This is a genomic window from Shewanella electrodiphila, from assembly GCF_023283985.1.
GTDB classification, from domain to species: domain Bacteria; phylum Pseudomonadota; class Gammaproteobacteria; order Enterobacterales; family Shewanellaceae; genus Shewanella; species Shewanella electrodiphila.
Map to the genome: position 1 here is coordinate 19,279 of NZ_JAKIKU010000016.1, position 23,743 is coordinate 43,021.

Here is a 23,743-nt window from a genome sequence, read left to right on the forward strand (position 1 = left end):
AGCTTCCTCATTGTAAGATGTTTTATATTTATATTTTGGGTACAAAGCTAGATGTGTTTTCCAAGTAGTCAAAAAACCACTGAATAACGACACCAAATTGGGGTACAAGTTCTGACTCTTTCCACCAGTCTTGACTTGGTGAACCAGTAAAAGCATCCAGAAAAAATAAGATAGCGCTGACAATTAATGCCCCGCGAAGCGCACCGAAACACAAGCCTAAGACTCGATCGGTGCCTGATAAACCGGTTTTAGAAACCAGTTGACCTAATAAATAATTAACTAATGCGCCCAAGATAAGCGTGGCGACAAATAACACGGCGATGGCAACACCATTGCGGGTCATTTCATCGTTCATTTGGGTTAAATGAACGGCTAAGTCTTGATAGAATTGGCTGGCAATAAAGAAGGCAGCGAACCATACCACTAAAGACATGGCTTCTTTGGCAAATCCGCGGATCAAACTGATGACAGTTGATAAGCCGATGACGATGAGAATAGCGTAATCAATCCAAACCATTGAGATGGGGATCCGGTATAGATGTTAAGACGGCGCGATTCTAACAGAGACAGAAAACTTTCTCACCAACTGCTAGATAAATTGACTTTGCGCTGTACCAAACAATAGTGAATAGTTAGTTTTCTAGGGGATTGTATTGAACAATTTTGCCTTGAAGACCATTTAGTTTATTGATTTTTTTCTGGTATGTTTTGAGTTTTTCAGCAGAAAGTTCAGGCCCTACGAATACCTTTGTTAGCGAGCCATCTATCGGTTTAGCTGGCAAGGTATATGCGGTAAAACCATTTTGTCTGAGTTTTTTGACTAACTCTTCAACATTTTTAGCATTATTAAAGCCGCCAAGTTGTAAGGTATAACCCGCTTTAATAGGCTCGACTTTTTTAACTTCTGGCTTTGCTTTAGCGACTTGTACAGGTGTTGATGTCGCAGATGCTGCTTTGGCACTCGTTGATGCATTTTTATCTGAGGACGTTCTATCAGAGGCAGTAGTGGCAGCTGGAGTGACTTTTTCAGACGAATCTTCAGAGGCTCCTAAGTCTTGAGTTTGGGCAATTTCTTCCACTTCAAATGTTTCAGGTGTGTAGCCTTCGCCAATGACATCGCTGGTTTGCTCATTAATCACTGGGCGCAGCGGAATTTCGGTAAACTCTTCGATTTCACGTTGTTTTTTGCCATCGAGCAAGTCAGGTAAAAAAATCACCCCAAGCGCTACGATAACAACCGTTCCCACTAATCGGTTTTGAAATTGAGCAGACAAATGTTTATTTCCTTTATAAAATTTTGCTAAAGCCAGCCACAGTGTAAAATGAGCCAAAAACAATTACCACATCATCTGCAGTAATATTTGCACTGACACTTTGCCAAGCTTGATCTATCGAATCAAACTGAAATGCCTTCACAGCAGTTGTATTGGTTGCGTTATTAGCTGCAAGGCAACTTGCCAGTGTATTGGCATCTAAACCGCGCTCAACATCTAAGCTAGTAAAGTACCACTCATCCACAGTATCGTTAAGCTCTGTAAGCACTGCTGATGCATCTTTATCTTTTAGCATGCCGCACAAAGCAATAATGCGAGCCGGCTTATATTGTTGCAATTGAGATGCTAAATACTTTGCCGCATGGGGATTATGAGCAACGTCAACTAACACTCTTGGCGAATCTGATACTTGTTCTAATCGGCCTGATAACCTTGCTGTGGCAATGCCTGTAGTGATAGCTGCTGTACTGATTTCAGGCCAAGTTTGTTCTATCACAGCGATGGCCGTAGCAGCATTGGCTAATGGTAACTTAGGTAAAGTGAGTGAATTTATTGCGCCATTTTTACCGCTAAATTGCCATTTATCACCGTTAAGATGATAACTAAAGTCTTTATTCACCTGATAAACATTCGCGCTAATTTCAGCTGCGTAATCCAATACCGTATGCGGTACGTCGGGCTCGCCAATAACGGCTAAACGATGACGTCTAAAGACACCTGCTTTTTCACGGCCAACGAGTTCTCGGGTATCACCAAGGTACTCTTGATGGTCGATATCAATTGAGGTAATCACACAAGCATCGGCATCGATAATGTTAGTGGCGTCTAAACGTCCGCCTAAGCCAACTTCGAGTAACACCACATCAGGTGTCGCTTGTTTAAAAATATACAAACCCGCAAGTGTGGCGTATTCAAAAAAGCTTAATGAAATTTCTGTTTGTTGCGGCTGACTTCTGGCTTGTTCAATCGCTGTGAAAGCGGCAATTAATTGCTCATCTGATACATCTTTATGATTAAGACGTACTCGTTCATTGAAGTGAACTAAATGAGGCGAGCTATACACGCCAACCGTTTTACCAGCTTGCAATAACACTGACTCAATCATGGCACAAGTGGTGCCTTTGCCGTTTGTGCCTGCAACCGTGATTACCGTTGAGTTAAGGTGTAGCAGGTCTAATCGTTGTGCCACTTCAGTGACGCGCGTTAAGCCCATTTCTATTTCAGTTGGATGAATAGAAAGTAAATAATCTAACCATTGAAACAAATTTGCCTCTTTTGCTGGGGCCGATATAGCTTGATTGCTATTCACTGAAACCATGTTATTCCTTAACGCAACAATGCTTATTTGTTCTATTTATATTCGAGCTAAGTATATTCGTGCTAAGTATATTCGTGCTGGATATATTCGTGCAGCTGTTTTATTCGAGTGTTAATTTAGTAATAAAATCAATCCAGCATAAACAATGGACCCATAGGTGGTTTGGGTAGCCCATAATGCTCAGGGTAAGTCACATCAACTAAATAAAGGCCATTAGGCTTTGATGTTGGCGCGGCATACTTGCGGTCTTTTAATGCAAGCAGCTCATTAACCCATTCCACTTTTTGGTTTGATTGACCAATCTCAATCAAAGTACCAACAATATTACGCACCATGTGATGTAAAAAAGCATTGGCTTTAATATCAATCATGATGAACCTGCCTTGACGAGTTACATTAACGAACTCAATGGTTCTCACTGGGCTGTGGGCCTGACATTGAAGTGCACGGAAGCTGGTAAAGTCATGCTCACCCACAAATAACTGCGCGCCTTGATGCATTAACTCATGGTCAAGTTCATAGTGATAATGGCTTAAACCATTACGCAGAATGCCAGGTCTAAATTCACTGTTATCAATAATATAACGGTAACGACGTGCCGTAGCAGAAAAACGCGCATGAAAGGTATCATCCACCTCTTTTGCCCAGCGAATAGCAATGTCATCAGGCAGTTTGGCATTAACGCCTAGTGTCCATGCCGACATTTGACGCGTAGATTGCGTATCAAAGTGCACAACTTGACCTGTGCCATGAACACCAGAGTCGGTTCTACCGGCACAAATTATCTCAATTGGTTCATTGGCTATTGATGATAAAGCAGCTTCGATTCTCGCTTGCACAGAAGTAACTTCTTTCTGTCGCTGCCAACCGAAATATTGACTACCATCGTATTCGACACCTAACGCCACACGCATTGAAATAACCCTCAAGTTTAAAGAGCGCGCATTTTAGCACAAAAAAAACGGCGCATGCATGCTGCGCCGTTTGATCATGTTTGTTGCTTACTTAACACACTACACTCGTTGAATATTAGCTCATATCGTTAAGTAATTTACCCGCTTCAGTTTGTTGGCGCTCATTACCATCAATTTGTACTTCTTTTAAAATGGCTTTAGCTGCATCTTCGTCTTCAATTTCAATATAAGCGCGAGCTAAGTCTAATTTGGCATTAACCGAATTTTCTTCATCGTCAACATCAATCATTTCGGCGTTGCCTATGAGTGCATTCACTTCACCCATATCTACATCAACATCTTTATATTGATCACTCAACTCAACATCTTCGTCTGCGTCATTAAGTAATTTGTCGATATCGATGAAACCATTTTCTTGCTCAAAGGTATTCAGCATGTCTTCTGAAGGCTCAGCTGCGTGACTGGTTTCAGGAGTTTGACCGACTAAGCCTTCGCTACCACCTTTCGCTTTAAGGCTTTCTTGAGCATCTAAAGCGGCCAATGCTTCATCGACAGTTAAGTTATCATCAACTAATTGATAGCTATCATCGTCGTTATTTATTGCTTCAGATTGCTCAGCTGCTGGGTGATTAGAAGCTTGTTGAAATAAATCTGCTTCCCAATCAATACCTGGCGCACCGGTTTTTTTAGACTTTAGATCATCGAAGAAACCAGACTCTTTAGCGACGAGTTCACTGTCAGGTTGCTCTTCAACATTTAATGCGCTGTTAGTCGCATTAATGCTTTTGTCTTCAGTTGTATCGGATTCATTGGTGGTTGAAAGGTCAGCCAGCATGGTATCGAAATCTTGTTCTGAAATCGTTTCATCATCGTTTGAAAATAACGCCTCTTCTTCATCAGCGATTTTATCAACGTCAAAATCTGCTAAAAGAGCATCGAGTTCATCGATATCAGAATCTTGTTCATCATTGCTTTGCTGCGACAGTTGATCTTGTTGCTCAGCAGCTAATAACTCAGCCACTAACGGATCTTCATCAGTCTCTGCTTGCGTTGCTGCTTGAGTATCATCTTGAATATCTAATGCTGACTCATCGCCTGGGGCAAACTTAAGTTCTGTTGCATCTAATTCAAGTTCACTAGATTCAGCCGATATTTCATCCTGTAGCTCTGTCTGCTCTAGATTACTAACATCTAAATCAGCCAGCAACTCATCTAAATCCGCATCAGCTATCGCAGGGCTCTGCGTAGATAAATCAAGTTGTTGCTCTGGATCAAGTTCTGGTTCGGGTTCTGAAGTATTCTCAAAAGAGCCTAATTCTGAATCTTCATTGATTGATTCTTTATTAACAGACTCTTTATTAACAGATTCATTATCAATAGGTTCACTAGCAATTGGTTCATTAGCAACCGAAAGATGAGAATCTTCAGCTTCGATATCGGCAATAATGTCGTCGATATCGGCATTAGAATCTGCTTCAGTTTCAGCCAATTCAGCTTCAAGGGTTGAGCTTTTAGCCTCTAACTCATCAACATCTGATTCATCAACAGCAACACTTTCTACTTCTGTGTTTTCACTAGAAGCGCTTTCAAGCTCAGAAAGTAGCGAGTCAATATCATCATTATCAGATTCAATATGAAGCTCTGATTCAATTTCCTCAAGTTCTGCACTCAGTACTTGCTCAACATCAAGCCCTTCGTTGCTCAGTGGAGCAAATTCTTTTTCTGGATCAACTTCAGCAATAAGTTCATCAATATTGGCGGTTTCATCTAGGCTAACTGAAACATCATCCTCTAACTCAGCTGCAATCTCTGCTGTGAAATCATGTTCTTCTTCAGTTGGTGCATCGATAGATGCTAATAAAGCGTCGAGATCATCTTCATCCGCTACTGCATTAGCATTAGTCTCAGTTACAGCTTCTGTTTCCACTGGCGCTTCACCAGATACATCGTCTTCTGGCAAATCAAAATCAGCTAATAAGCTATCAATATCATCTTGTGGATCTGTATCCGCTGCTTTTTCTGCATCTGGCTCTGAAGTTACATCATTTGATGACACATCAAATCCAGCTAAAAGACTGTCAATATCATCTTGTGGATCTGTATCTGCTGCTTTTTCTGCATCTGGCTCAGAAGCTACATCATCTTCTGGCACATCAAATCCAGCTAAAAGACTGTCAATATCATCTTGTGGATCTGTATCCGCTGCTTTTTCAGCATCTGGCTCTGAAGCTACATCGTCTTCTGGCACATCAAATCCAGCTAAAAGACTGTCAATATCATCTTGTGGATCTGTATCCGCTATTTTTTCAGCATCGGGCTCAGAAGCTACATCGTCTTCTGGCACATCAAATCCAGCTAAAAGACTGTCAATATCATCTTGTGGATCTGTATCCGCTGCTTTTTCAGCATCGGGCTCAGAAGCTATATCACCGTCTGGCACATCAAAATCAGCTAAAAGACTGTCAATATCATCTTGTGGATCGATAGCCTCTTCTGTTTCAGAAATCGCTTCATCTGAACGAGTTTCTGGCTCATCAAGCCCAGCCAATAAACTGTCTAAATCGTCTTCATCGGCAACACTTTCAGATACGGCTTCTTCAACTGGGGTATCAAGTCCCTCAAGTAGGCTATCAAGGTCATCTTCATCCGCTTCAAGCGGCTGTAGGTCTTCCTCTTGCTCTTCCATGGCTTCAGCCCAAAGGTCATCAAGTGATGTCCCTTCAGCTTCTTCCTCAGTTGTTTCTGCATCTTCAGTGATATACATATCAGCATCGGATGAGTCATCAAGACTTAACTCTTCTGTTGCTGCACTGTCTAAATCCAGTAAATCATCAATATTGTCAGCATCGGCCTCGTCATCATCCAAATGGATAGCCAAGTTTTCAATGTCATCAACTTCTGGCTGAACCTCTGTGACAGCTTGTTCAGCAACAGGAGCTGTAACGGTTTCTGGTTCAGTTGCCGCTTTACTCTTACGGCGCATTAACCAAAATATAATTAAGAAAATAACGATAAGTGGCAACGCAGCTAAAACGGCCAATAAAATCATGTTGTCAGAAATCGAACGCCAAAAGTCAGTCGGCTCTTCTACTACTTCAGGTTTATTGTTTTGCTCAATAAGTTGCTGGTGTGATGCTTCTAACGCTTGATGTTTTTCAGTCAGTAACTGAAAGTCTTCTTGCATTGCAGATAGCTGCAAAGTGAGTTCTTGAATTTTTGCTTTTAATGCCGTGTTGTCAGCATCTTTAACCATCAACATATCTTCTGAGCGTGCTAACTCATCGGTCAGTGACAGCACTTTAGTTTGCTCATCTTCAAGCTTGACCGTTAGCTCATCAATTTGAGGCTGAACTTCTTCAGCAGCTTGTTTAGCAAGCTCTTCTGCAGTTGGTTGCTGAGTTTCTGCCACGATTTGTAACGGCTTTTGCACTGAAGGTGAGTTGTTTGTCGCTGCTGGATTGTTAGTGGCAGGAATTGTTGCTGCTGTTGTTCTCGGGTTGGCATTAGGCAAGCGTTTATCATTATTTTCAGCCCGAGTTTTAGCGTCAGCACGGCTTATTTGCGCCATAACATCTGCAGATGGCACTAATAGCGTCATCCCGCGTTCTAATGAATTGTAATTATTACTACTAAAAGCGTGAGGGTTCGCATCAAACAATGCTGCCATCACTTGGTAAACAGAGATATCTTGATTAGGTCTGACTTTTTGAGCAATGCTCCAAAAAGTATCTGAAGATGTTGTTGGACCATATTGACGGGTTGGCGCTGAACTTACTTCACCATTAGGGCCAGTAATTCTGAGCGTTTCTGCATGAGCAGGCTCGATAACATGAGAAGCAGAAACAACGGCCAATGCACAGGCCATAATGCCAACAAAATAAGAGGTACGAAAAATCATCAATCTTTCCCTTTGAGCGCAATCGAGTTGTCTTCATGACAACGGGCTTTAGGTCATTTATTTTTATTAATTAAGACTATAAACCAGATTTAGTCACCCTGCTACTGCTGACAGCGGTAAAACGAAAAAAGCCTGCAGGCTGCAGGCTTTTTAGTCTAAATAACTCTATTCATAGTAGATTAGTAATAATCTCTAACAAGAACTTCAGCTATTTGAACACTGTTTAAAGCAGCACCTTTACGGATGTTATCGGCCGTAACCCATAAATTTATACCGTAATCGTGAGAAATATCTTTTCTCACTCGGCCAACGAATACTGGATCGGTACCTGCTGAGTCTGTCACTACTGTTGGGTAGTCTTCATCATTTTCAAATAAAACAATACCTTCAGCATCACGTAAAACAGCTTTAACTTCTTCAGCTTCAACAGGTTGGCGAGTTTCTAAATGCACAGCTTCAGAGTGTCCGTAGAACACAGGAACACGCACTGCCGTTGGGTTAACCACAATATCGTGATCGCCAAAAATCTTCTGTGTTTCCCACACCATTTTCATTTCTTCTTTGGTGTAGCCGTTTTCCATAAACACATCGATTTGCGGTAATACGTTAAATGCGATTTGCTTAGGATATACCTTATTTTCCGCAGGTAGACCTTGTAGTAACTTAGATGTTTGACCTGCTAACTCATCAATCGCTTGCTTACCAGAACCTGATACAGATTGGTATGTTGCAACGTTAATACGTGAAATACCGAATGCATCATAAATAGGTTTTAGCGCCACTAACATTTGAATCGTCGAACAGTTAGGGTTAGCAATAATGTTACGGTTACGGAAGTCAGCAATTGCTTGTGGGTTCACTTCAGGCACAACAAGTGGTACATCGATGTCGTAGCGGAAGTGCGATGTGTTATCAATCACAACACAGCCATGCTCTGCCGCAATTGGTGCCCATTTAGCTGAGACATCACCACCAGCAGAGAAAAAGCCAATTTGTGCTTTGCTCCAATCGAACGTGTCCACATCAAGAATTTCTACTTGTTTTCCATTAAAGCTAACGGTATCGCCAGCACTTCGGCTGCTTGCTAATGGGTATAAGTTCGCGACTGGGAATTTTCGTTCTTCGAGGATCTCAATCATAGTTTGACCCACTGCACCCGACGCACCTAAAACAACAACATTAAATTCCTGTGACATAATTAACGCTCGACTCCTGAAAAACCTAATTTAAGCATCCAATTTACCTCAGATTGCCCCGTGTTGACTAGCGACAATGCACTAAATTCACGTCTATGAGTGTGATTTTTTCTCATATGGTCAAACCCATGGTTATTAAGGAAGCTATTTCTAAACAAATAGTCATCATCATTGAGGTTATAGACCAATCTGGCAATATTAAGCAGCTGTGTTTCTGATAACGCATCATTGATATCAAGCTTGCTAATACTAAAAGCAGGTAACAAGTTACTGACGCTTTTATCAACATCAATATTCATAATCTCGCACAGTTTTTGAAACAACATATGCGTGCCTCGCGCTTTGCCTTCAAGGCTGTAGCCGGCAATATGTGGTGTGGCAAATTCAACTAAGGGCACGAGTTCAGGCATAGGGTTTGGCTCGCCCTCCCATACGTCTAGGACCAGTTTTAAATCAGCTCTTTGTTGCTTCACTTTTATCAAAGCGCGGTTATCGATAACTTCACCACGGCAGCAATTTAACAGCCAAGTATTGGGTTTTAATTGGTTAAGGCGTGTTTCATCGAACATATACCATGTTTTATCTTCACCAACTCGTGTAATTGGCACATGAAGACTGATGATATCGGCCTGCTCGATGATCGTATCAAGGGATACAAATTCACGGGTATTGCTGTTGCCAGTTTGCGTCTGCTCTCGCGCTAATACAGGATCGCAGAGTAAAACCTCAATGCCGTATGCTTTTAAACAATGTTCAAGAGCGGAGCCAGTATTGCCAGCACCCACAATGCCAACCACTTTGTTTTGTAATGGCTGCTTAAATCGTTTAGCTAACTCAAGCATTGCAATAAAAGCAAATTCACCCACTGCGGTTGCGTTACAACCAGGCGCATTGGTAAAAGGAATATTTTGCTGCTGTAAATAATCCAAGTCGATATGATCAGTACCGATAGTGGCACTACCGACAAATTTAAGCTGATTAGCTTGTGCTAACAGTTGCTGGTTCACTTTAGTGACAGAACGTACCAATAAAACGTCAACATCAACCAATTGTTCAGGCGTTAACTGACGACCATTAACACGGGTTATTTCGCCTAATTCGCCAAATAACGCTTCGACATAGGGCATATTCTCATCAGCAACAATCTTCATATTTGGGATTTACCATCATAAAACGACTTAATGGGCTTATTCTATCAAGTTATTAATGGCATTCGTTACCTACAAAAACGAAATAATGTGTTTTGTTTATAAAAGCTTATGAATTGAGCAACATTTTTTTCATTTCTACTGGCCTAAAAACAAAAAGCCTTTAACGTTTCCGTTAAAGGCTTCAAATCTAATTTGGCATGAGCTCAAATAATAAGACTATTTATATTTGCGCATCACTAACGTGGCGTTCGTGCCACCAAAACCAAAGCTATTGCTCATCACAGTCGTTAGTTCAGCATCACGATATTCTGTGACTAATGGAATGCCAGCCGCTTTCTCATCCGGCGTATCAATATTGATACTTGGGGCGATAAAGCTGTTTTCCATCATCATTAAGCTATAAATCGCTTCATGAACACCTGCAGCGCCTAAAGCATGGCCTGTCATTGATTTAGTTGAAGCAACTGGCGGCATGTTTTCAGGGAAAACTTCATGCAATGCTTCAAGTTCACGTACATCACCCACTGGGGTAGATGTACCGTGAGTATTGATATAATCAATTGGCGTATCAACATCAGCTAAAGCCATTTGCATACAACGCACAGCGCCTTCACCAGATGGAGCTACCATATCGTAACCATCAGAAGATGCACCGTAACCAATAATTTCGGCATAGATTTTAGCGCCACGGGCTAATGCGTGTTCTAACTCTTCAACAACAACGATTCCGCCGCCGCCAGAGATAACAAATCCATCACGGTCTGCATCGTATGTACGCGATGCTTTTTCTGGCGTGTCATTGTACTTAGTTGATAACGCGCCCATTGCATCAAACCCCATAGTCAGGGTCCAATCTAATTCTTCAGCACCACCAGCAAATACCATATCTTGCTTACCCATTTGGATAAGTTCTGCCGCATGGCCGATACAGTGAGCTGATGTCGCACAAGCTGAACTGATTGAGTAGTTCATGCCTTTAATTTTAAATGGCGTTGCTAAACATGCACTCGCCGTACTCGCCATAATGCGCGGTACAATATATGGACCTACACGTTTAACGCTTTTTTCGCGTAACGTATCTGCCGCTTGAACTTGGTTTTTAGAAGAAGCACCACCCGTGCCGACAACTAAACCCACACGATGATGAGAATATTGCTCTTCTGTTAAATTTGCATCACTGATTGCTTCTTGCATCGCAATGTATGCGTATGCTGCTGCATCACCCATAAAACGTAACGCTTTACGGTCAATGTGATCTGCTGGGTTTAATTTAATATCGCCCCACACATGACTGCGTAATTTCATTTCTTCGAATTGGTCAGAATGGGTAATACCACTGCGTCCAGCTTTTAGTGAATCTGTCACTTCTTGCTTGTTATTACCGATGCTTGAAACAACACCTAAACCTGTTATTACGACTCTTTTCATTTTTTGCTATCCATTTTGTACGTGTCAGTACCTAATTTTGCTGCCGCAATGATATCCGCTTTAGACGAATAAAGTGGTCAGCTTTCAGTAAACATAGGTAAAATAATCTCAATAAAACCAATTTGAGTATGAGCTTTGACCCAATTAACCACTGACTTCCCTATAGTTACCCGAGATTGTGCATCAATATCGGCCAATTTTCCAAGTAGTTACTGTCAAAACCCTGATTATGCAGCAAGCATAAGGCATTATTATGAAAGTGTCTTGTCTCATAAGCCAATCTCGAGCAAAACCCTGTGTATTGGGCAAATTGGGCTCGGAGTTGGTATGGAGGCCATGCTACTTTGGCAATTATCTGAACAATTTAATCAAACAATACACTTAAATGTTTTTGAACATTATGGCTTAAATGCATTTGAGCTCGTTCAGTTAATGACGCTTGCTGATAGTGAAATCAGCCAATCATCACATTGCTTTCATCGCTATGCTCAGCTACTGCAAAATGCATGTATTGCTAATATAGATGGTTGTCAGCGACTCAGTTTCAATCGCGGTCAATTTATCATCGACTTATACTTTGGTGATTATGCCCGCAACGCTCAGAGCTTGCCATTCAGTCAGCAAGGTCAAATAAGCCATTGGCATTGCTTACCTCATACGACTGAAGCGGCGTATTTTGATCAACACCTAACAGAAAAACTTTTCTGGCAAATGGGTCGAATAAGTCTAGATAATGCCAATGTTTACGCTTTTGATGCTAATGCAAACTCCAATAAACTAGCACCACTTACACGGCTCACAGGCTTTAATCTTGTTTCTAGCCCAGAAGCTATTAAGGCGAATGAACAGACCAGAATGCTGCAAGAGATCCCTTTATGTGAGCGCAGAGCATTACGTCAGTCTTTGCAAAGTGAATATGCCTATTCACTGCCTTCAAGTGCTTTTGTCACAAACGACTTAACTGCGAGTGCTTTAGCTACAAGTGCTGTAACCGCAAGCTCAGATACAAACAATGTTAATGACTCAATTGCGATTATAGGCGGTGGCATTGCAGCAGCTCACCTTGCTTTGTCGCTGGCAGAGAAAGGAAAAAGTGTCACAATTTACTGTAAAGACAAAATACTGGCTGATGGCGCTTCAGGTAACAAACAAGGCGCAATTTACCCGCTGTTAACCCCAGATAACAGCTTAATGAGCCAGTACTTCCAACAGGCCTTTTTGTATAGTCGTCGCCGCTTGCAAGAACTCACCGCTGCAGGGCATCAAATCGACCATCAATTTTGTGGCGTACTGCAAACAGGCTTTGATGAAAGAAGCGACGCGAGATTAAATAAAATAATTGATGGTCAAGATTGGCCAAGTGAAATTGCATTTGCCGTTAGCCCACTTCAAGCCAATAACATTGCCAAGATTCAAATCGACAAGCCAGCATTTTATTACCCATTAGCAGGTTGGATTTGTCCCCATGAATTTGCAAATGCGGCAATTAAGCAAGCACAGCAGATTGCCGCAAGTAAAGGTAATGAGGTGGTGGTAAAGCTAAATTGTGAGATTTCAGCATTAACTAAATCAGGAACGAATTGGCGATTAACCTCGACTGAGCATAATGAAGTAAGTAAGCAACATTATGAACATCCCGAAGTTGTTGCAGCATCTGGGGCCCAGTTAACGGAGTTTACACAAACCCGTGCACTTCAAGTCACTGGGTTTCGCGGCCAAGTGAGCCATATCCCGTCAAAAGGTAAACTGGCCGAATTAAAAACGGTGATTTGTGCTCATGGTTATCTCACCCCTGAAAATAATCAACATCATTGTGTAGGGGCAAGTTACGTCAAGTCACCTGAAAACCTTGATTACTGCCCTGATGAACAGTTAGAAAATGCCCAAAAAATGCAACATAGCTTTCCAGACAGAACATGGGTTAATGACATAGATGTTTCAGATGAAAATGCAAGAGTCGGCGTGCGAATGGTCACCCGCGATCATTGCCCTATGATGGGATTAGCTCCGGATATAGATGCGATCTTCAAGCGCTATAATACTGAACCATTAAAAGACCATCAGCTTACCGTTACAAGCCGAAAATTTTGGCGGCATCAACCTGCACCATCTCATCAAGGCTTATATGTATTAGGCGGTTTAGGCTCAAGAGGGTTAAGTTCTGGGCCATTAGCTGCAGAAGCATTAGCATCTATTATTTGCGAGCAAACGCCTCCCATCAGTTACGATATGTTTGCCATGCTCAATCCAAATAGAATGTGGTTAAGAAAATTGCTTAAAGGCAAATCGCTAATCTAATCGATGGCGATTATTCCAAAGGAATGACAGATGAGCACGAACAATGAAAAGATACATCAAGCTTATTTAGGCGAGCTATACGGCATTGCCTTTTTTAGTTTACTGCAAAATGTTGAAGAAGATGAACGGCGAATAGAACTCTGGAAGAAACTGGTTGAAGTAGAAACTATCACTGCTGAGTTACTGTTATCTCACTTACTCAAGCAGACGGAGCGATTCAGCTTTCCTGTCGAAACCATGACACAAAAAGGCCATGATGACGCACAAAAATGGCTTGATTTGTCATGGACAGAATTACTGCAAACTTTGGTTAATTGGGTAATCCCTTACGAAGAAGAGTATCGTCAATGGGCAACAGATTGCACTGAGCATAATAAGATTTTTGATTTAATTGCAGCCCATGAAACCGCTATTCTAGATTGTTTCCGGGCTGAATTAGCACAAAAAAATGGCCAAGTAGAACTTGACCATTATATTAAGCAGCTTATTCATTAGAGTGTGCTTAATTCATTAGCGAGCGCTTAGTTTATTAAACAGCATGTAGACTAAGCGCCTAGTTAGCTCAAATTAGTGCTATTTCTTCCACGTTTTGACTTTAGTGCGATTATTATTATCTCGACTTTCGCGGATCAGTTCATCATCCGCTGCGATTTGTGCACTTTTAGCCAGTCGATCATATAACAATACATTGACTGAGGCCGCTAAATTCATACATCCCACCGTTGGCACATAAACCACCTCATCTGCAGCATCAATAATTTGCTGCGGAATGGTGCCATCTTCAGGGCCAAAGATATAAAAAGCATCTGCAGGATGTTCAAATAACGGCAACGGTGTTGCGCCAACCACTAAATCAACACAGATTATTTTAGCGTTTTTGGGGGCTTGTTCTAGCAACGATTCCACCCTTGTTAACGGGATCGTTTTGGCTGCATTTTTAGTATCAACATCATATTGTGCTTCACCTGAGCGAGCCGCCAATTCATAACGATTACCCGTATAAAATACCGCATTCGCTTGATAACAACCTGCTGCGCGCATAATCCCACCCACATTTACAGGTGTTTTAGGATTAACCAGCCCGATTGAAGCTGTTGATATATTCTTTTGTTCTGTCATGCCAATTCGCTTACTAATGCTTATTTTATATCGCTGATGATTTGACGTAATTGTTGCCAAGCCCTTTGCACTAAAGCAAAGTCGGCAGCTTCTAATTCATCATCTGCCAATGCTAAACAATCGACCATTTTGTCATCTAGGGCATCAATACCGCTAAGTTGTTCTTGTTCAAGCTGAGAAAAAACCACTGCAATATGACCCTGTAAGTAACCGCTGGCAAATAGCGCGTCATCATCACCATTGGCAACAGTGTGTTCAATCCAACCTTCTAAAGCTGCATCATACTTCTCTAACATGGTCTAACTCTCCGATAAATCTGGGTTGGCAACTTGGTACATCACGTAATCGTGGTATCCAGTGGTAATTTTATAATAACCAGTAAGTGCACTATCTAATTCAGGGTCGCCACTATCCACAATTAATGGCCGTCCTTCAAGTGCTTTTAGCTTAGTTTTTGTTGCTAAGATAATAATATTGTCTTTTCCGACCTGCTTAATCAGCTCTGGCGAGAGTTGCTGATTACCACGGCCAAGAATATGCCCCTGACCGCCAATTAAGGTAATGACTAACTTCGTCGGTTTATTAGTCGTCAATTCAAGTAACTGTTTAGCGGTGACATCAGCAGCAACCACTTGCTCATTCTGGATAACATCCACACCCAATAATGTGTTGTCTAGATTAAGCTCTTCCATTAACGCAGCAACCGTTGAGCCACTGCCAATGATATAAAGCTCATCTTCCATTTGATTAATAACATCAGCAGCGATATCAGCAAGCACTAACTCGTCGACCTCTTTACCGCCCATTTTAACTGCTTGAATATAACGTGGCTCGGCAGGTACTAGCATTTCACCAAAGCGTTTCGCTTTAACTGTGCCTTGCCTAAATGCTTGCTCATCGATATCCATCACATCAGCCGTCATCAAGCTCACTAACTCGCCTTTAAGTAGCATATTGACTACCACACCAGCAGCATGCGGGGTTATCGCGTATACGCCAGAGTGAATCTTCACTCCAGCTGGCACGCCAAGTACAGGTAAAGCGTCATCAACTACGGCAAAAATATCTCGCGCAGTACCGTCGCCACCGGCGAAAAGTAATAAATCGAGTGACTCGTTCATTAACGCTTCTACTGTGAGTTGTGTATCTCGAGCGTGAGTAAGTTGATGATGTTGTGGTTGCTTATCTGGCGTCAAAGTCTCATTTGGCGCAGTCGAATGCACACAGGTAACTGTAAACCCCATTTTCTGCGCGAGGTTTTGGCCCATATCACCGGATGCGGTAATGATATCAATTTGATCTTTAAACGGCTCAATTACGGCTAATGCTTGTTCCATTCTTAAGTTAGCTTTTGGCTCTGCGCCCTTTTCAATTGCCAATTGCGCCACATTATCAGAACCTTTGAGGCCTACACTGCCTCCTAATCCTGCTAATGGGTTAATAATCAAACCTAATCGAAAACGCTTCACTGCAATCAATCCTCTTTCACTTTTCTAATGAATTTTAACAATGCTAGTTAAGTTAATCTTATTCATGGGCAATATGTTATGTATTAGCTTTTGACTTTCAAATATGGTTTTGGCTCACGAATAGCCAATGTAGCTAATAATGCTAACACAGCGCAAAAAGAAGCAAATAACCAAGTTTGACTAGCACCTGAACCATCACCCCAAATCATACCACTCACCCATATTCCAATCGCGCCGCCTAAACCAAAACTTAAGCTAGCATAGAGCGCTTGGCCTTTACTGCGATGCGCAATATCAAAATTACGATGAATAAACTGAATTGACGCTGCATGTGTTAAGCCAAAAGTGAATGCGTGAAGTGCTTGGCTGATGGACAATAGCAAAATATTATCTACGCCATATGCCAATAAGATCCACCTTACAACCGTAAAACCCATACTGACTATCAAGAGTAATTTAACCCCAAACCGACCCAATAATCTTGGCGCAAGCATGAACATTAAAATTTCAACCACCACGCCAAAAGCAACGAATAAACCTGCTATGCCCTCGGTATAACCTGCTTGTTTAAGGTATAAAACAAAAAAGCCATAAAAAGGCCCTACACTCATTTGCAGTAATATCGCTGATATAAGAAACCAAATGATAGAAGGAGACAGTGTTAAAGGCGGTCTTGAGCCTACGTCAGCTAAGGACGCTCTATTATTGGGAAGTGCCAAAGCACATAAGAACATGCCGATAAAAAGTACCATCCCAATTGAAGGGACAATTTCAGCACCGAACTCACTGATACAAAAACCTGCAATGATGACTAAGCAAATATACCCGACACTTCCCCAGCTACGTATTGCACCATATCGATGGGACTCATCCCCTAAACTTTCGAGCGTTATGACCTCAAGCTGAGCCAAAATCGCATTCCAAAAAAAGGTGTATACCATCAAACTGATAGCTAAATAAGTGAGGCTGCCATCAAAGAAAAAGCTGACATAGGTAATCGCAGCGGCTGCAGAACCGAATTTAACTAACTCAGAACGCATACCGGTTCTATCGGCAACCATAGCCCAAACATTGGGAGCAATAATTCGCGTTCCCATAAGGATTGCCATCAGAAAGCCAATCTCTTGGGCATTAAAACCTCGGTTATCAAAAAACACACCAAGGTACGGAACCATTAAGCCAAGAATTGAAAAAAAGAAAAAGTAACAAGCGCTGAGCCAACGAACGTTAGGCTCAGCTGATGACGCATTAGGCATTTATTTCATACCGATAACGGGAGTTTCAGAAACCACGTCCTGATTTTGTGCGCGATGGCGAAGTAAGTGATCCATTAATACAATTGCAAGCATTGCTTCTGCAATCGGCACAGCACGGATACCAACACAAGGATCATGACGCCCTTTTGTGACCACATCAGCCGTAGTACCTTGAGCAGTCATGCTTTGACCAGGAACTGAAATGCTTGAAGTTGGCTTAAGTGCAATATGAGCAACAATAGGTTGACCAGAAGAAATACCACCTAACACACCACCAGCATGGTTTGACTCAAAGCCTGCTGGAGACATTAAATCACGCCCCTCAGAACCTTTTTGGGTTACCACACCAAAACCATCACCGATTTCAACACCTTTAACAGCATTAATACCCATTAATGCATGAGCAATATCAGCATCAAGACGGTCAAATACTGGCTCACCGAGTCCAACAGGTACGCCTGTTGCCGCAACGGTAATTTTAGCCCCGACTGAGTCACCTGATTTTTTCAAATCACGCATGTACTCATCCAGTTGCTCTAATTTAGACGCATCAGGAAAGAAAAAAGCATTTTGTTCAACTTCATTTAAATCTACTGATTCTGCGCAAATAGGACCGAGCTGAGACATGTAACCGTTAATTTCGATACCATGAACTTGCTTTAAGTATTTTTTCGCTACAGCGCCAGCAGCAACACGCATTGCAGTTTCGCGGGCAGACGAACGTCCACCGCCACGATAATCACGTAAACCGTACTTTTGCTGATAAGTGTAATCAGCGTGGCCCGGACGGAATAAATCTTTGATATTGGAGTAATCTTGACTGCGCTGATCGGTATTTTCAATCAATAAGCCAATGGAAGTACCTGTGGTTTTATCTTCAAACACACCAGATAAAATACGCACCTCATCAGGCTCGCGGCGCGCAGTGGTATAACGTGAGGTACCAGGTCGGCGGCGATCTAAATCGTGTTGCATATCCTCAACGGTAAGTTCAAGACCTGGTGGGCAACCATCAATAATACAACCTAATGCAACACCATGACTCTCGCCGAACGTCGTCACGACAAAATTTTGACCTATGCTATTTCCCGACATGCTATCTGATTACCTCAACGTAATTTATTTTTTCTAATCGTTATTATTCACTATCTTTATAGATGGCGAAAAGTGATTCATTTTCAACTAGCTGATCATATGTAAGTACAAACACACCGTCTCCGCCATGTTCAAACTCAACCCAGGTGAATGGCACATCAGGGAATTGCTCATTCAAATGCACCATTGAATTACCGACTTCAACAACAAGTAAACCATCTGGTGTCAGATAATCGACAGCATTGGCCAGAATACGCTTAGTTAAATCTAAACCATCACGACCTGATGCTAAACCAATGGCTGGCTCGTGATGATACTCATCTGGCATATCGCCAATGTCTTCTTCATCTACGTATGGTGGGTTCGATACGATCAAATCGTAATGTGGGCCTTTTTCAATTGCGGAGAAAATATCCGATTGAATTGGGAACACGCGATCTAATACATTCAGTGATTCGATGTTTATTTGTGCCACTTCTAATGCATCTTCACTAATATCTAATGCATCAACTTCAGCATCTTCAAATGCATAAGCACATGCAATGGCGATACAGCCACTACCGGTGCATAAATCCATCACTCGAGTAACAGGCTTGTTATATAACCAAGGACTGAAACCATTGTTGATCATTTCAGCGATTGGCGAGCGCGGCACTAACACACGTTCATCAACGTAAAACTCTAAATCAGCAAAACGTGCTTTGTTGGTTAAATATGGAACGGGTAAACGCTCACGAACACGACGAATAATTAGCTCAACAATTTTGTGTTTTTCACTGCTGGTCAAGTTGGAGTTAACCACCTGCTGACCAATTTCTTCAGGAAGATGTAAAGCATGGAAAACCAAAGAAATAGCTTCGTCCCAAGCATTATCAGTTCCGTGCCCATAATAAATGTTCGCATCATTAAAACGGCTTACAGCCCAACGCAACATATCGCCAACGGTTCTTAATTCGGTGACAGCTTCATCTACAAAGATTTTATCCAAAACATAACTCCTGAAAAATTGTTCCTGACCATTGTAACTGAAGTCTATTAAGATGACCTAGAATTCAATACAATAGCGCCATGAATAAAGAAAATAATCCTGACTTTGCACTGTTTTCAGAGCAATTTGGCGGTGTTAAGCCGTTAAATCAAGATAAACATCACTTTAAGCAGTCGGTCAAATCCAAACAACAAGTCGAAGTAAAAGAACAACAGGTTTACGCTGATAGCTATTTTTCAGATAATTATCATCCGATATTACCTGTTGAAGGCCCTATGCGTTGGCTCAATGAAGGCGTAGAGAAAATTGAATTAAAGCGTTTGCGCCGCGGAGATTATCAGCCTGATTTGCTACTGGATTTACATGGCATGCGCCAAGCAGAAGCTAAGTTGGAATTGGCTGCATTGCTACAGGCTTGTGTAAAACAGCACATTTTGTGTTGCTGTGTCATGCACGGTTATGGCTCGGGAATATTAAAACAACAACTACCGATGTGGCTGGCTCAACACCCTAAAGTTAAAGCGTTTCATCAAGCGCCTAAAGAATGGGGAGCTGATGCTGCATTATTGATTTTGATTGATATTGGCGAGCATGCGCATCGAAGATAAGCTGTGATGTTTATTTACCAGAGCTCTTAATTTCGAGCCCTTAATTTAAGAGCTCTACTTTAAGAGCTCTGTATTTATGAGTTCAAAGGTTATGAGCTCTAGACTTATGAGCTTTAGGGTTATGAATTCAGTATTCAAAACCTAACAATTCGCTTTATGCACTCATTTGAGCGGGTGTCTGCATTAAATCAAAATGACCGCCATGCTCATTACGCTCAATTGAGGCAATGGCTGACGTTGCAAAAATGGGCGGTTCCATGCCTGCGACTAACTCGCTGACCATGTAGCCAAGAATAGGCATGTGTGCAATCACTAACACTTTTTTAGCTTGATAATGTTCGGCATAAGCCAAAATAGCATCGACAGCAATTTGTGGGCTTCCTGATGGTGTAATATCATCTAACACTAACCATTTACTTGGTTCAGGTAGATGTTTAGCAACTTCTTGCCAGGTTTGCTGAGCTCGTAAGTAAGGACTAACAATCACTAAGTCTACACTGCTGACTTTTTCAGTTAACCAATTGGCCATGGCGTTAGATTGAGTGCGCCCTAATTGTGATAGCATTCTTTCTCTATCTGATGGTGCATCAAAACCAGCTTCACCATGTCGCATCAAAAATAGCTGCATACTTCTATTGCTGCTCATTATCGCTACTCATTATTATTGTGTTTGTTTTCCAATTGTAGCCTTAAATATCGCATCTACAAAGTAACAATGAAGTAAATTTAATTAGTCTTTAGTCGATATTTTCATTAGATATTTGCTAAAAGCCGCCAACGAGATCAATATATAACAAGCCTTCTTATCTGGAGCATTATCTTGACCATAAAACCAGACACAGCACAAAACAAACTAAATAGCATAGTCACCAGCCCAAATGATCATCGCCAATACCGACATATTGTGCTTGATAACGCATTAAGGGTATTACTCGTTGAGGATAAAGCAGCGACTCAAGCTGCTGCATCGATGACAGTCTCTGTTGGTCATTTTGATGATCCGATATCACGTCCTGGTATGGCTCACTTTTTAGAGCACATGCTGTTTTTAGGCACAGATAAGTTTCCGGATTCTGGCGAGTACCATCAGTTTATTAATCAACATGGTGGTTCAAATAATGCTTGGACAGGCACCGAGCAAACAAACTTTTTTTACAGTATCGATGCTGACCACTTTGAAGAGTCATTAGATAGATTCAGTCAATTTTTTATCGCACCCAAATTCGATTTAGAACTAGTAGACAGAGAAAGACACGCCATTGACTCTGAATATAGTTTAAAGCTTAAAGATGATATTCGACGGGTATATCAAGTTCAAAAAGAGTCCGTTAACCCCGGCCATCCTTTTAGTAAGTTTTCTGTGGGCAACCTGCAAACCCTTGCAGGAAATGAAGCTGAAGTGAGACAAGAGTTATTAGACTTTTACCAATCGAAATACAGTGCAAATATTATGACGCTCTGCTTGGTATCCCCCTTGTCACTGGATGCGCAGGCTGAATATGCGGAACATTTTTTCAGTACAATTAACAATCGAAATGTTAAAGCAAGCTATCCTGATACTCCCTATCTCGATGACAATGCAAAGTTAAAACATATCAACATCGCCCCCGTTAAAGATCAAAAAAGATTAAATATCAGTTTTGAGCTCCCTTGCATTGAACCCTTTTATCAACGTAAACCACTGACGTTTATTAGTCATTTACTCGGCAATGAAAGCCCTGGCAGTTTACTTTCTTATTTAAAAGAGCAAGGCTTGGCAAACAACCTATCAGCGGGTGGTGGTGTCAATGGTTATAACTTCAAAGATTACAGCATCAGTATTCAGCTTACTGAGAAAGGATTACAGCAAATAGACTCCATAATTGAGTGCACTTTCGAGTACATTCAATTAATTCGTACTTCAGGAATAGAGTCTTGGCGTTATGATGAAAGAGCGAGCCTTTTGTCTACCGCGTTTAAATACCAAGAACAAATTAAAATCCTTGATTTAGCCAGCCATCTCAGTATCAACATGCAACACTATGAGGTTGAAGATATTGTATTTGGTGATTACCGCATGGATGGATTAGATGCAGATGAAGCACTCGCTCTTTTAGCTATGTTCGTACCAAGCAATATGCGTACTCAGCTTGTTTCAAGAGAAGTCAGTACTAACCAGCAAGCTAAATGGTATTTCACACCTTATTCAATTGAGGAAATACCTGAAACCAAAATTGCTCTCTGGCAACAAGCCGAACCAAGAAAAGAGTTATCACTGCCGACTAAAAATCCTTTCATCGTCAGCGATCCACAATCACGTATTGAATCGAGTAAGAGTGATGTACCTGTAGTTGTAGCTGAAGATGAAGGTTATCGAATTTGGCATCGTAAAGATGATGAGTTTAATGTTCCTAAAGGTCATTTATATCTTTCGTTAGACTCTGAAAATGCAAGCCCTACCCCTAAGCATGCCGCGTTAACCCGTTTGTATGTTGAAATGGTTTTAGATTATTTAACTGAGTCAACCTATCAAGCTGAAGTAGCAGGACTTAATTACAATATATATCCTCATCAAGGTGGCATTACCTTACATTTAACTGGGTTTACCGGTAATCAAGAAACTTTGTTGGCCTTGGTCATAGATAAAGCTAGAGAAAGAAACTTTACCCAAGACCGTTTTAAACTCATCAAAAAACAATTACTCAGAAGCTGGACTAATGTTGCACAAGCAAAACCTATCGCTCAATTATTCTCCAGCTTAACGGTTACCTTGCAAAAACGTTCATATGAACCCGCTAAGATGGCAGAAATGCTTGAAGATGTCACCTTAGATGAACTACATGACCATGTAAGCGCATTTTACGAGAAAATCTATGTCGAAGGATTGGTTTATGGAGATTGGCTAGTCAGTGAAACGCAGCAGCTTGCAAAACGTTTGAAACTCGTGCTTTCACTGGTAACAAAACCCAGTTCAGAATCAAGCCGAGAACTGATTAACCTTACCGATAGAGGCACGTTAATGCGTGAACTCTCAGTCGAACATCAAGATAGCGCCATTATTGTTTACTACCAATCAAATGAAACTACCGCTCATAATATTGGTTTATTTAGTTTGCTAAACCACACAATGTCGTCTACTTTTTTCCATGAGCTTAGGACAGAAAAACAGCTTGGTTACATGGTAGGAACAGGATATCTGCCACTCAATCGCCATCCAGGGATGATATTCTACATACAATCTCCAACCACCGGACCTCGCAAGTTACTCGAAGCTATCGATGAGTTCATTGCAGACTTTAATTACGCTGTTATGCAAATAACCAAAGAGCAATGGGAAGCCACTAAGCTTGGATTAATAAATCAAATTTTAGAGAAAGATGCCAATCTTAAGAGTCGAAGCCAGCGTTACTGGGTCTGTCTTGGCAATAGAGATTACGACTTCAAACAGCGTGAAAGAGTCGTTGAAGAAATTAAGCAATTTACCCGTGCAGATTTGATTAAGTTTATTGTTAGTAATATGCGTAGTAAACACAGTGACAGATTAGTGATGTTTAATGCTGGTGAGCAGCATAATCAGTTAGAGCCAATGCCAACAGCACAGGTCATTACCGATTTAAAAGGCTTTAAACATAACGCTGATAAATTTGAGTTCTAGAAAAACAGCCTAGCGTTTATAAACTTTTACAAGTTTTATAAAAACACCAACGGAAATGAATTTGCAGAACAAAAATCTAATTAGACATCAAAATACA

At 41.4% G+C, this 23,743-nt stretch carries 19 protein-coding genes; 4 read left to right on the plus strand and 15 right to left on the minus strand.

Features of this window, described 5'->3' with window-relative positions:
* Window positions 1–28: 28 nt before the first annotated feature.
* The 8 genes from L2737_RS19980 to fabB form a co-directional block, all read right to left on the minus strand.
* Entirely contained in the window at window positions 29–517 is a 489-nt protein-coding gene (locus tag L2737_RS19980) for a CvpA family protein (protein ID WP_102527171.1), read from the minus strand.
* Between the two features lie 115 nt (window positions 518–632).
* Window positions 633–1,274, minus strand: a complete 642-nt coding sequence (gene dedD / locus L2737_RS19985) for a cell division protein DedD (RefSeq protein ID WP_102527172.1) — start codon at window positions 1,272–1,274, stop codon at window positions 633–635.
* A gap of 13 nt (window positions 1,275–1,287) precedes the next feature.
* Window positions 1,288–2,592, minus strand: a complete 1,305-nt coding sequence (folC, locus tag L2737_RS19990) for a bifunctional tetrahydrofolate synthase/dihydrofolate synthase (RefSeq protein WP_248956897.1) — start codon at window positions 2,590–2,592, stop codon at window positions 1,288–1,290.
* 128 nt (window positions 2,593–2,720) lie between these two features.
* Window positions 2,721–3,506, minus strand: coding sequence for a tRNA pseudouridine(38-40) synthase TruA (truA, locus tag L2737_RS19995; RefSeq protein ID WP_102527174.1), 786 nt, complete (start codon window positions 3,504–3,506; stop codon window positions 2,721–2,723).
* 115 nt (window positions 3,507–3,621) lie between these two features.
* Window positions 3,622–7,404: a FimV/HubP family polar landmark protein gene (locus tag L2737_RS20000; protein ID WP_248956898.1), complete on the minus strand. Its 3,783-nt coding sequence runs from the start codon at window positions 7,402–7,404 to the stop codon at window positions 3,622–3,624.
* Between the two features lie 179 nt (window positions 7,405–7,583).
* Window positions 7,584–8,600: an aspartate-semialdehyde dehydrogenase gene (locus L2737_RS20005; RefSeq protein ID WP_102529486.1), complete on the minus strand. Its 1,017-nt coding sequence runs from the start codon at window positions 8,598–8,600 to the stop codon at window positions 7,584–7,586.
* A gap of 2 nt (window positions 8,601–8,602) precedes the next feature.
* On the minus strand, window positions 8,603–9,751 hold the full coding sequence (locus L2737_RS20010; protein WP_102529487.1) for a 4-phosphoerythronate dehydrogenase: 1,149 nt from the start codon (window positions 9,749–9,751) through the stop codon (window positions 8,603–8,605).
* 216 nt (window positions 9,752–9,967) lie between these two features.
* The gene (gene fabB / locus L2737_RS20015) at window positions 9,968–11,179 is read right to left on the minus strand and encodes a beta-ketoacyl-ACP synthase I (protein ID WP_102529488.1); all 1,212 of its coding nucleotides are present in this window, start codon (window positions 11,177–11,179) and stop codon (window positions 9,968–9,970) included.
* A gap of 327 nt (window positions 11,180–11,506) precedes the next feature.
* On the opposite strand from fabB, the gene mnmC1 reads away from it, so the two are divergent.
* Entirely contained in the window at window positions 11,507–13,477 is a 1,971-nt protein-coding gene (mnmC1, locus tag L2737_RS20020; protein WP_248956899.1) for an FAD-dependent 5-carboxymethylaminomethyl-2-thiouridine(34) oxidoreductase MnmC1, read from the plus strand.
* Between the two features lie 30 nt (window positions 13,478–13,507).
* Window positions 13,508–13,972 carry a hypothetical protein gene (locus L2737_RS20025; RefSeq protein ID WP_248956900.1) on the plus strand — a complete coding sequence of 155 codons (465 nt, stop codon included), beginning with the start codon at window positions 13,508–13,510 and terminating at the stop codon, window positions 13,970–13,972.
* Between the two features lie 78 nt (window positions 13,973–14,050).
* Here L2737_RS20025 and L2737_RS20030 read toward each other — a convergent pair whose 3' ends face one another.
* The 6 genes from L2737_RS20030 to prmB form a co-directional block, all read right to left on the minus strand.
* The gene (locus L2737_RS20030) at window positions 14,051–14,596 is read right to left on the minus strand and encodes an RNA methyltransferase (RefSeq protein ID WP_102529491.1); all 546 of its coding nucleotides are present in this window, start codon (window positions 14,594–14,596) and stop codon (window positions 14,051–14,053) included.
* A gap of 20 nt (window positions 14,597–14,616) precedes the next feature.
* Window positions 14,617–14,892: a YfcL family protein gene (locus L2737_RS20035; RefSeq protein WP_229371373.1), complete on the minus strand. Its 276-nt coding sequence runs from the start codon at window positions 14,890–14,892 to the stop codon at window positions 14,617–14,619.
* Window positions 14,893–14,895: 3 nt separating this feature from the next.
* Window positions 14,896–16,065, minus strand: coding sequence for an ATP-NAD kinase family protein (locus L2737_RS20040; protein ID WP_102529499.1), 1,170 nt, complete (start codon window positions 16,063–16,065; stop codon window positions 14,896–14,898).
* A gap of 83 nt (window positions 16,066–16,148) precedes the next feature.
* Entirely contained in the window at window positions 16,149–17,321 is a 1,173-nt protein-coding gene (locus L2737_RS20045) for an MFS transporter (RefSeq protein ID WP_102529493.1), read from the minus strand.
* Window positions 17,322–18,416 (minus strand): chorismate synthase, encoded by a 1,095-nt coding sequence (gene aroC, locus L2737_RS20050; RefSeq protein ID WP_102529494.1) that lies wholly within the window; start codon window positions 18,414–18,416, stop codon window positions 17,322–17,324.
* Between the two features lie 43 nt (window positions 18,417–18,459).
* A complete protein-coding gene (gene prmB, locus L2737_RS20055; RefSeq protein ID WP_248956901.1) occupies window positions 18,460–19,404 on the minus strand; it encodes a 50S ribosomal protein L3 N(5)-glutamine methyltransferase in 945 nt (314 codons plus the stop codon).
* Between the two features lie 80 nt (window positions 19,405–19,484).
* Between prmB and smrB the strand changes: the two genes are divergently transcribed.
* Complete coding sequence (gene smrB / locus L2737_RS20060) at window positions 19,485–20,012, plus strand: endonuclease SmrB (protein WP_102529496.1); 528 nt, start codon at window positions 19,485–19,487, stop codon at window positions 20,010–20,012.
* Window positions 20,013–20,166: 154 nt separating this feature from the next.
* On the opposite strand, the gene sixA is transcribed toward smrB, so the two are convergent.
* Window positions 20,167–20,640 carry a phosphohistidine phosphatase SixA gene (gene sixA, locus L2737_RS20065; protein WP_102529500.1) on the minus strand — a complete coding sequence of 158 codons (474 nt, stop codon included), beginning with the start codon at window positions 20,638–20,640 and terminating at the stop codon, window positions 20,167–20,169.
* Window positions 20,641–20,832: 192 nt separating this feature from the next.
* On the opposite strand from sixA, the gene L2737_RS20070 reads away from it, so the two are divergent.
* Window positions 20,833–23,646, plus strand: coding sequence for an insulinase family protein (locus tag L2737_RS20070; protein WP_248956902.1), 2,814 nt, complete (start codon window positions 20,833–20,835; stop codon window positions 23,644–23,646).
* Window positions 23,647–23,743: the final 97 nt, after the last annotated feature.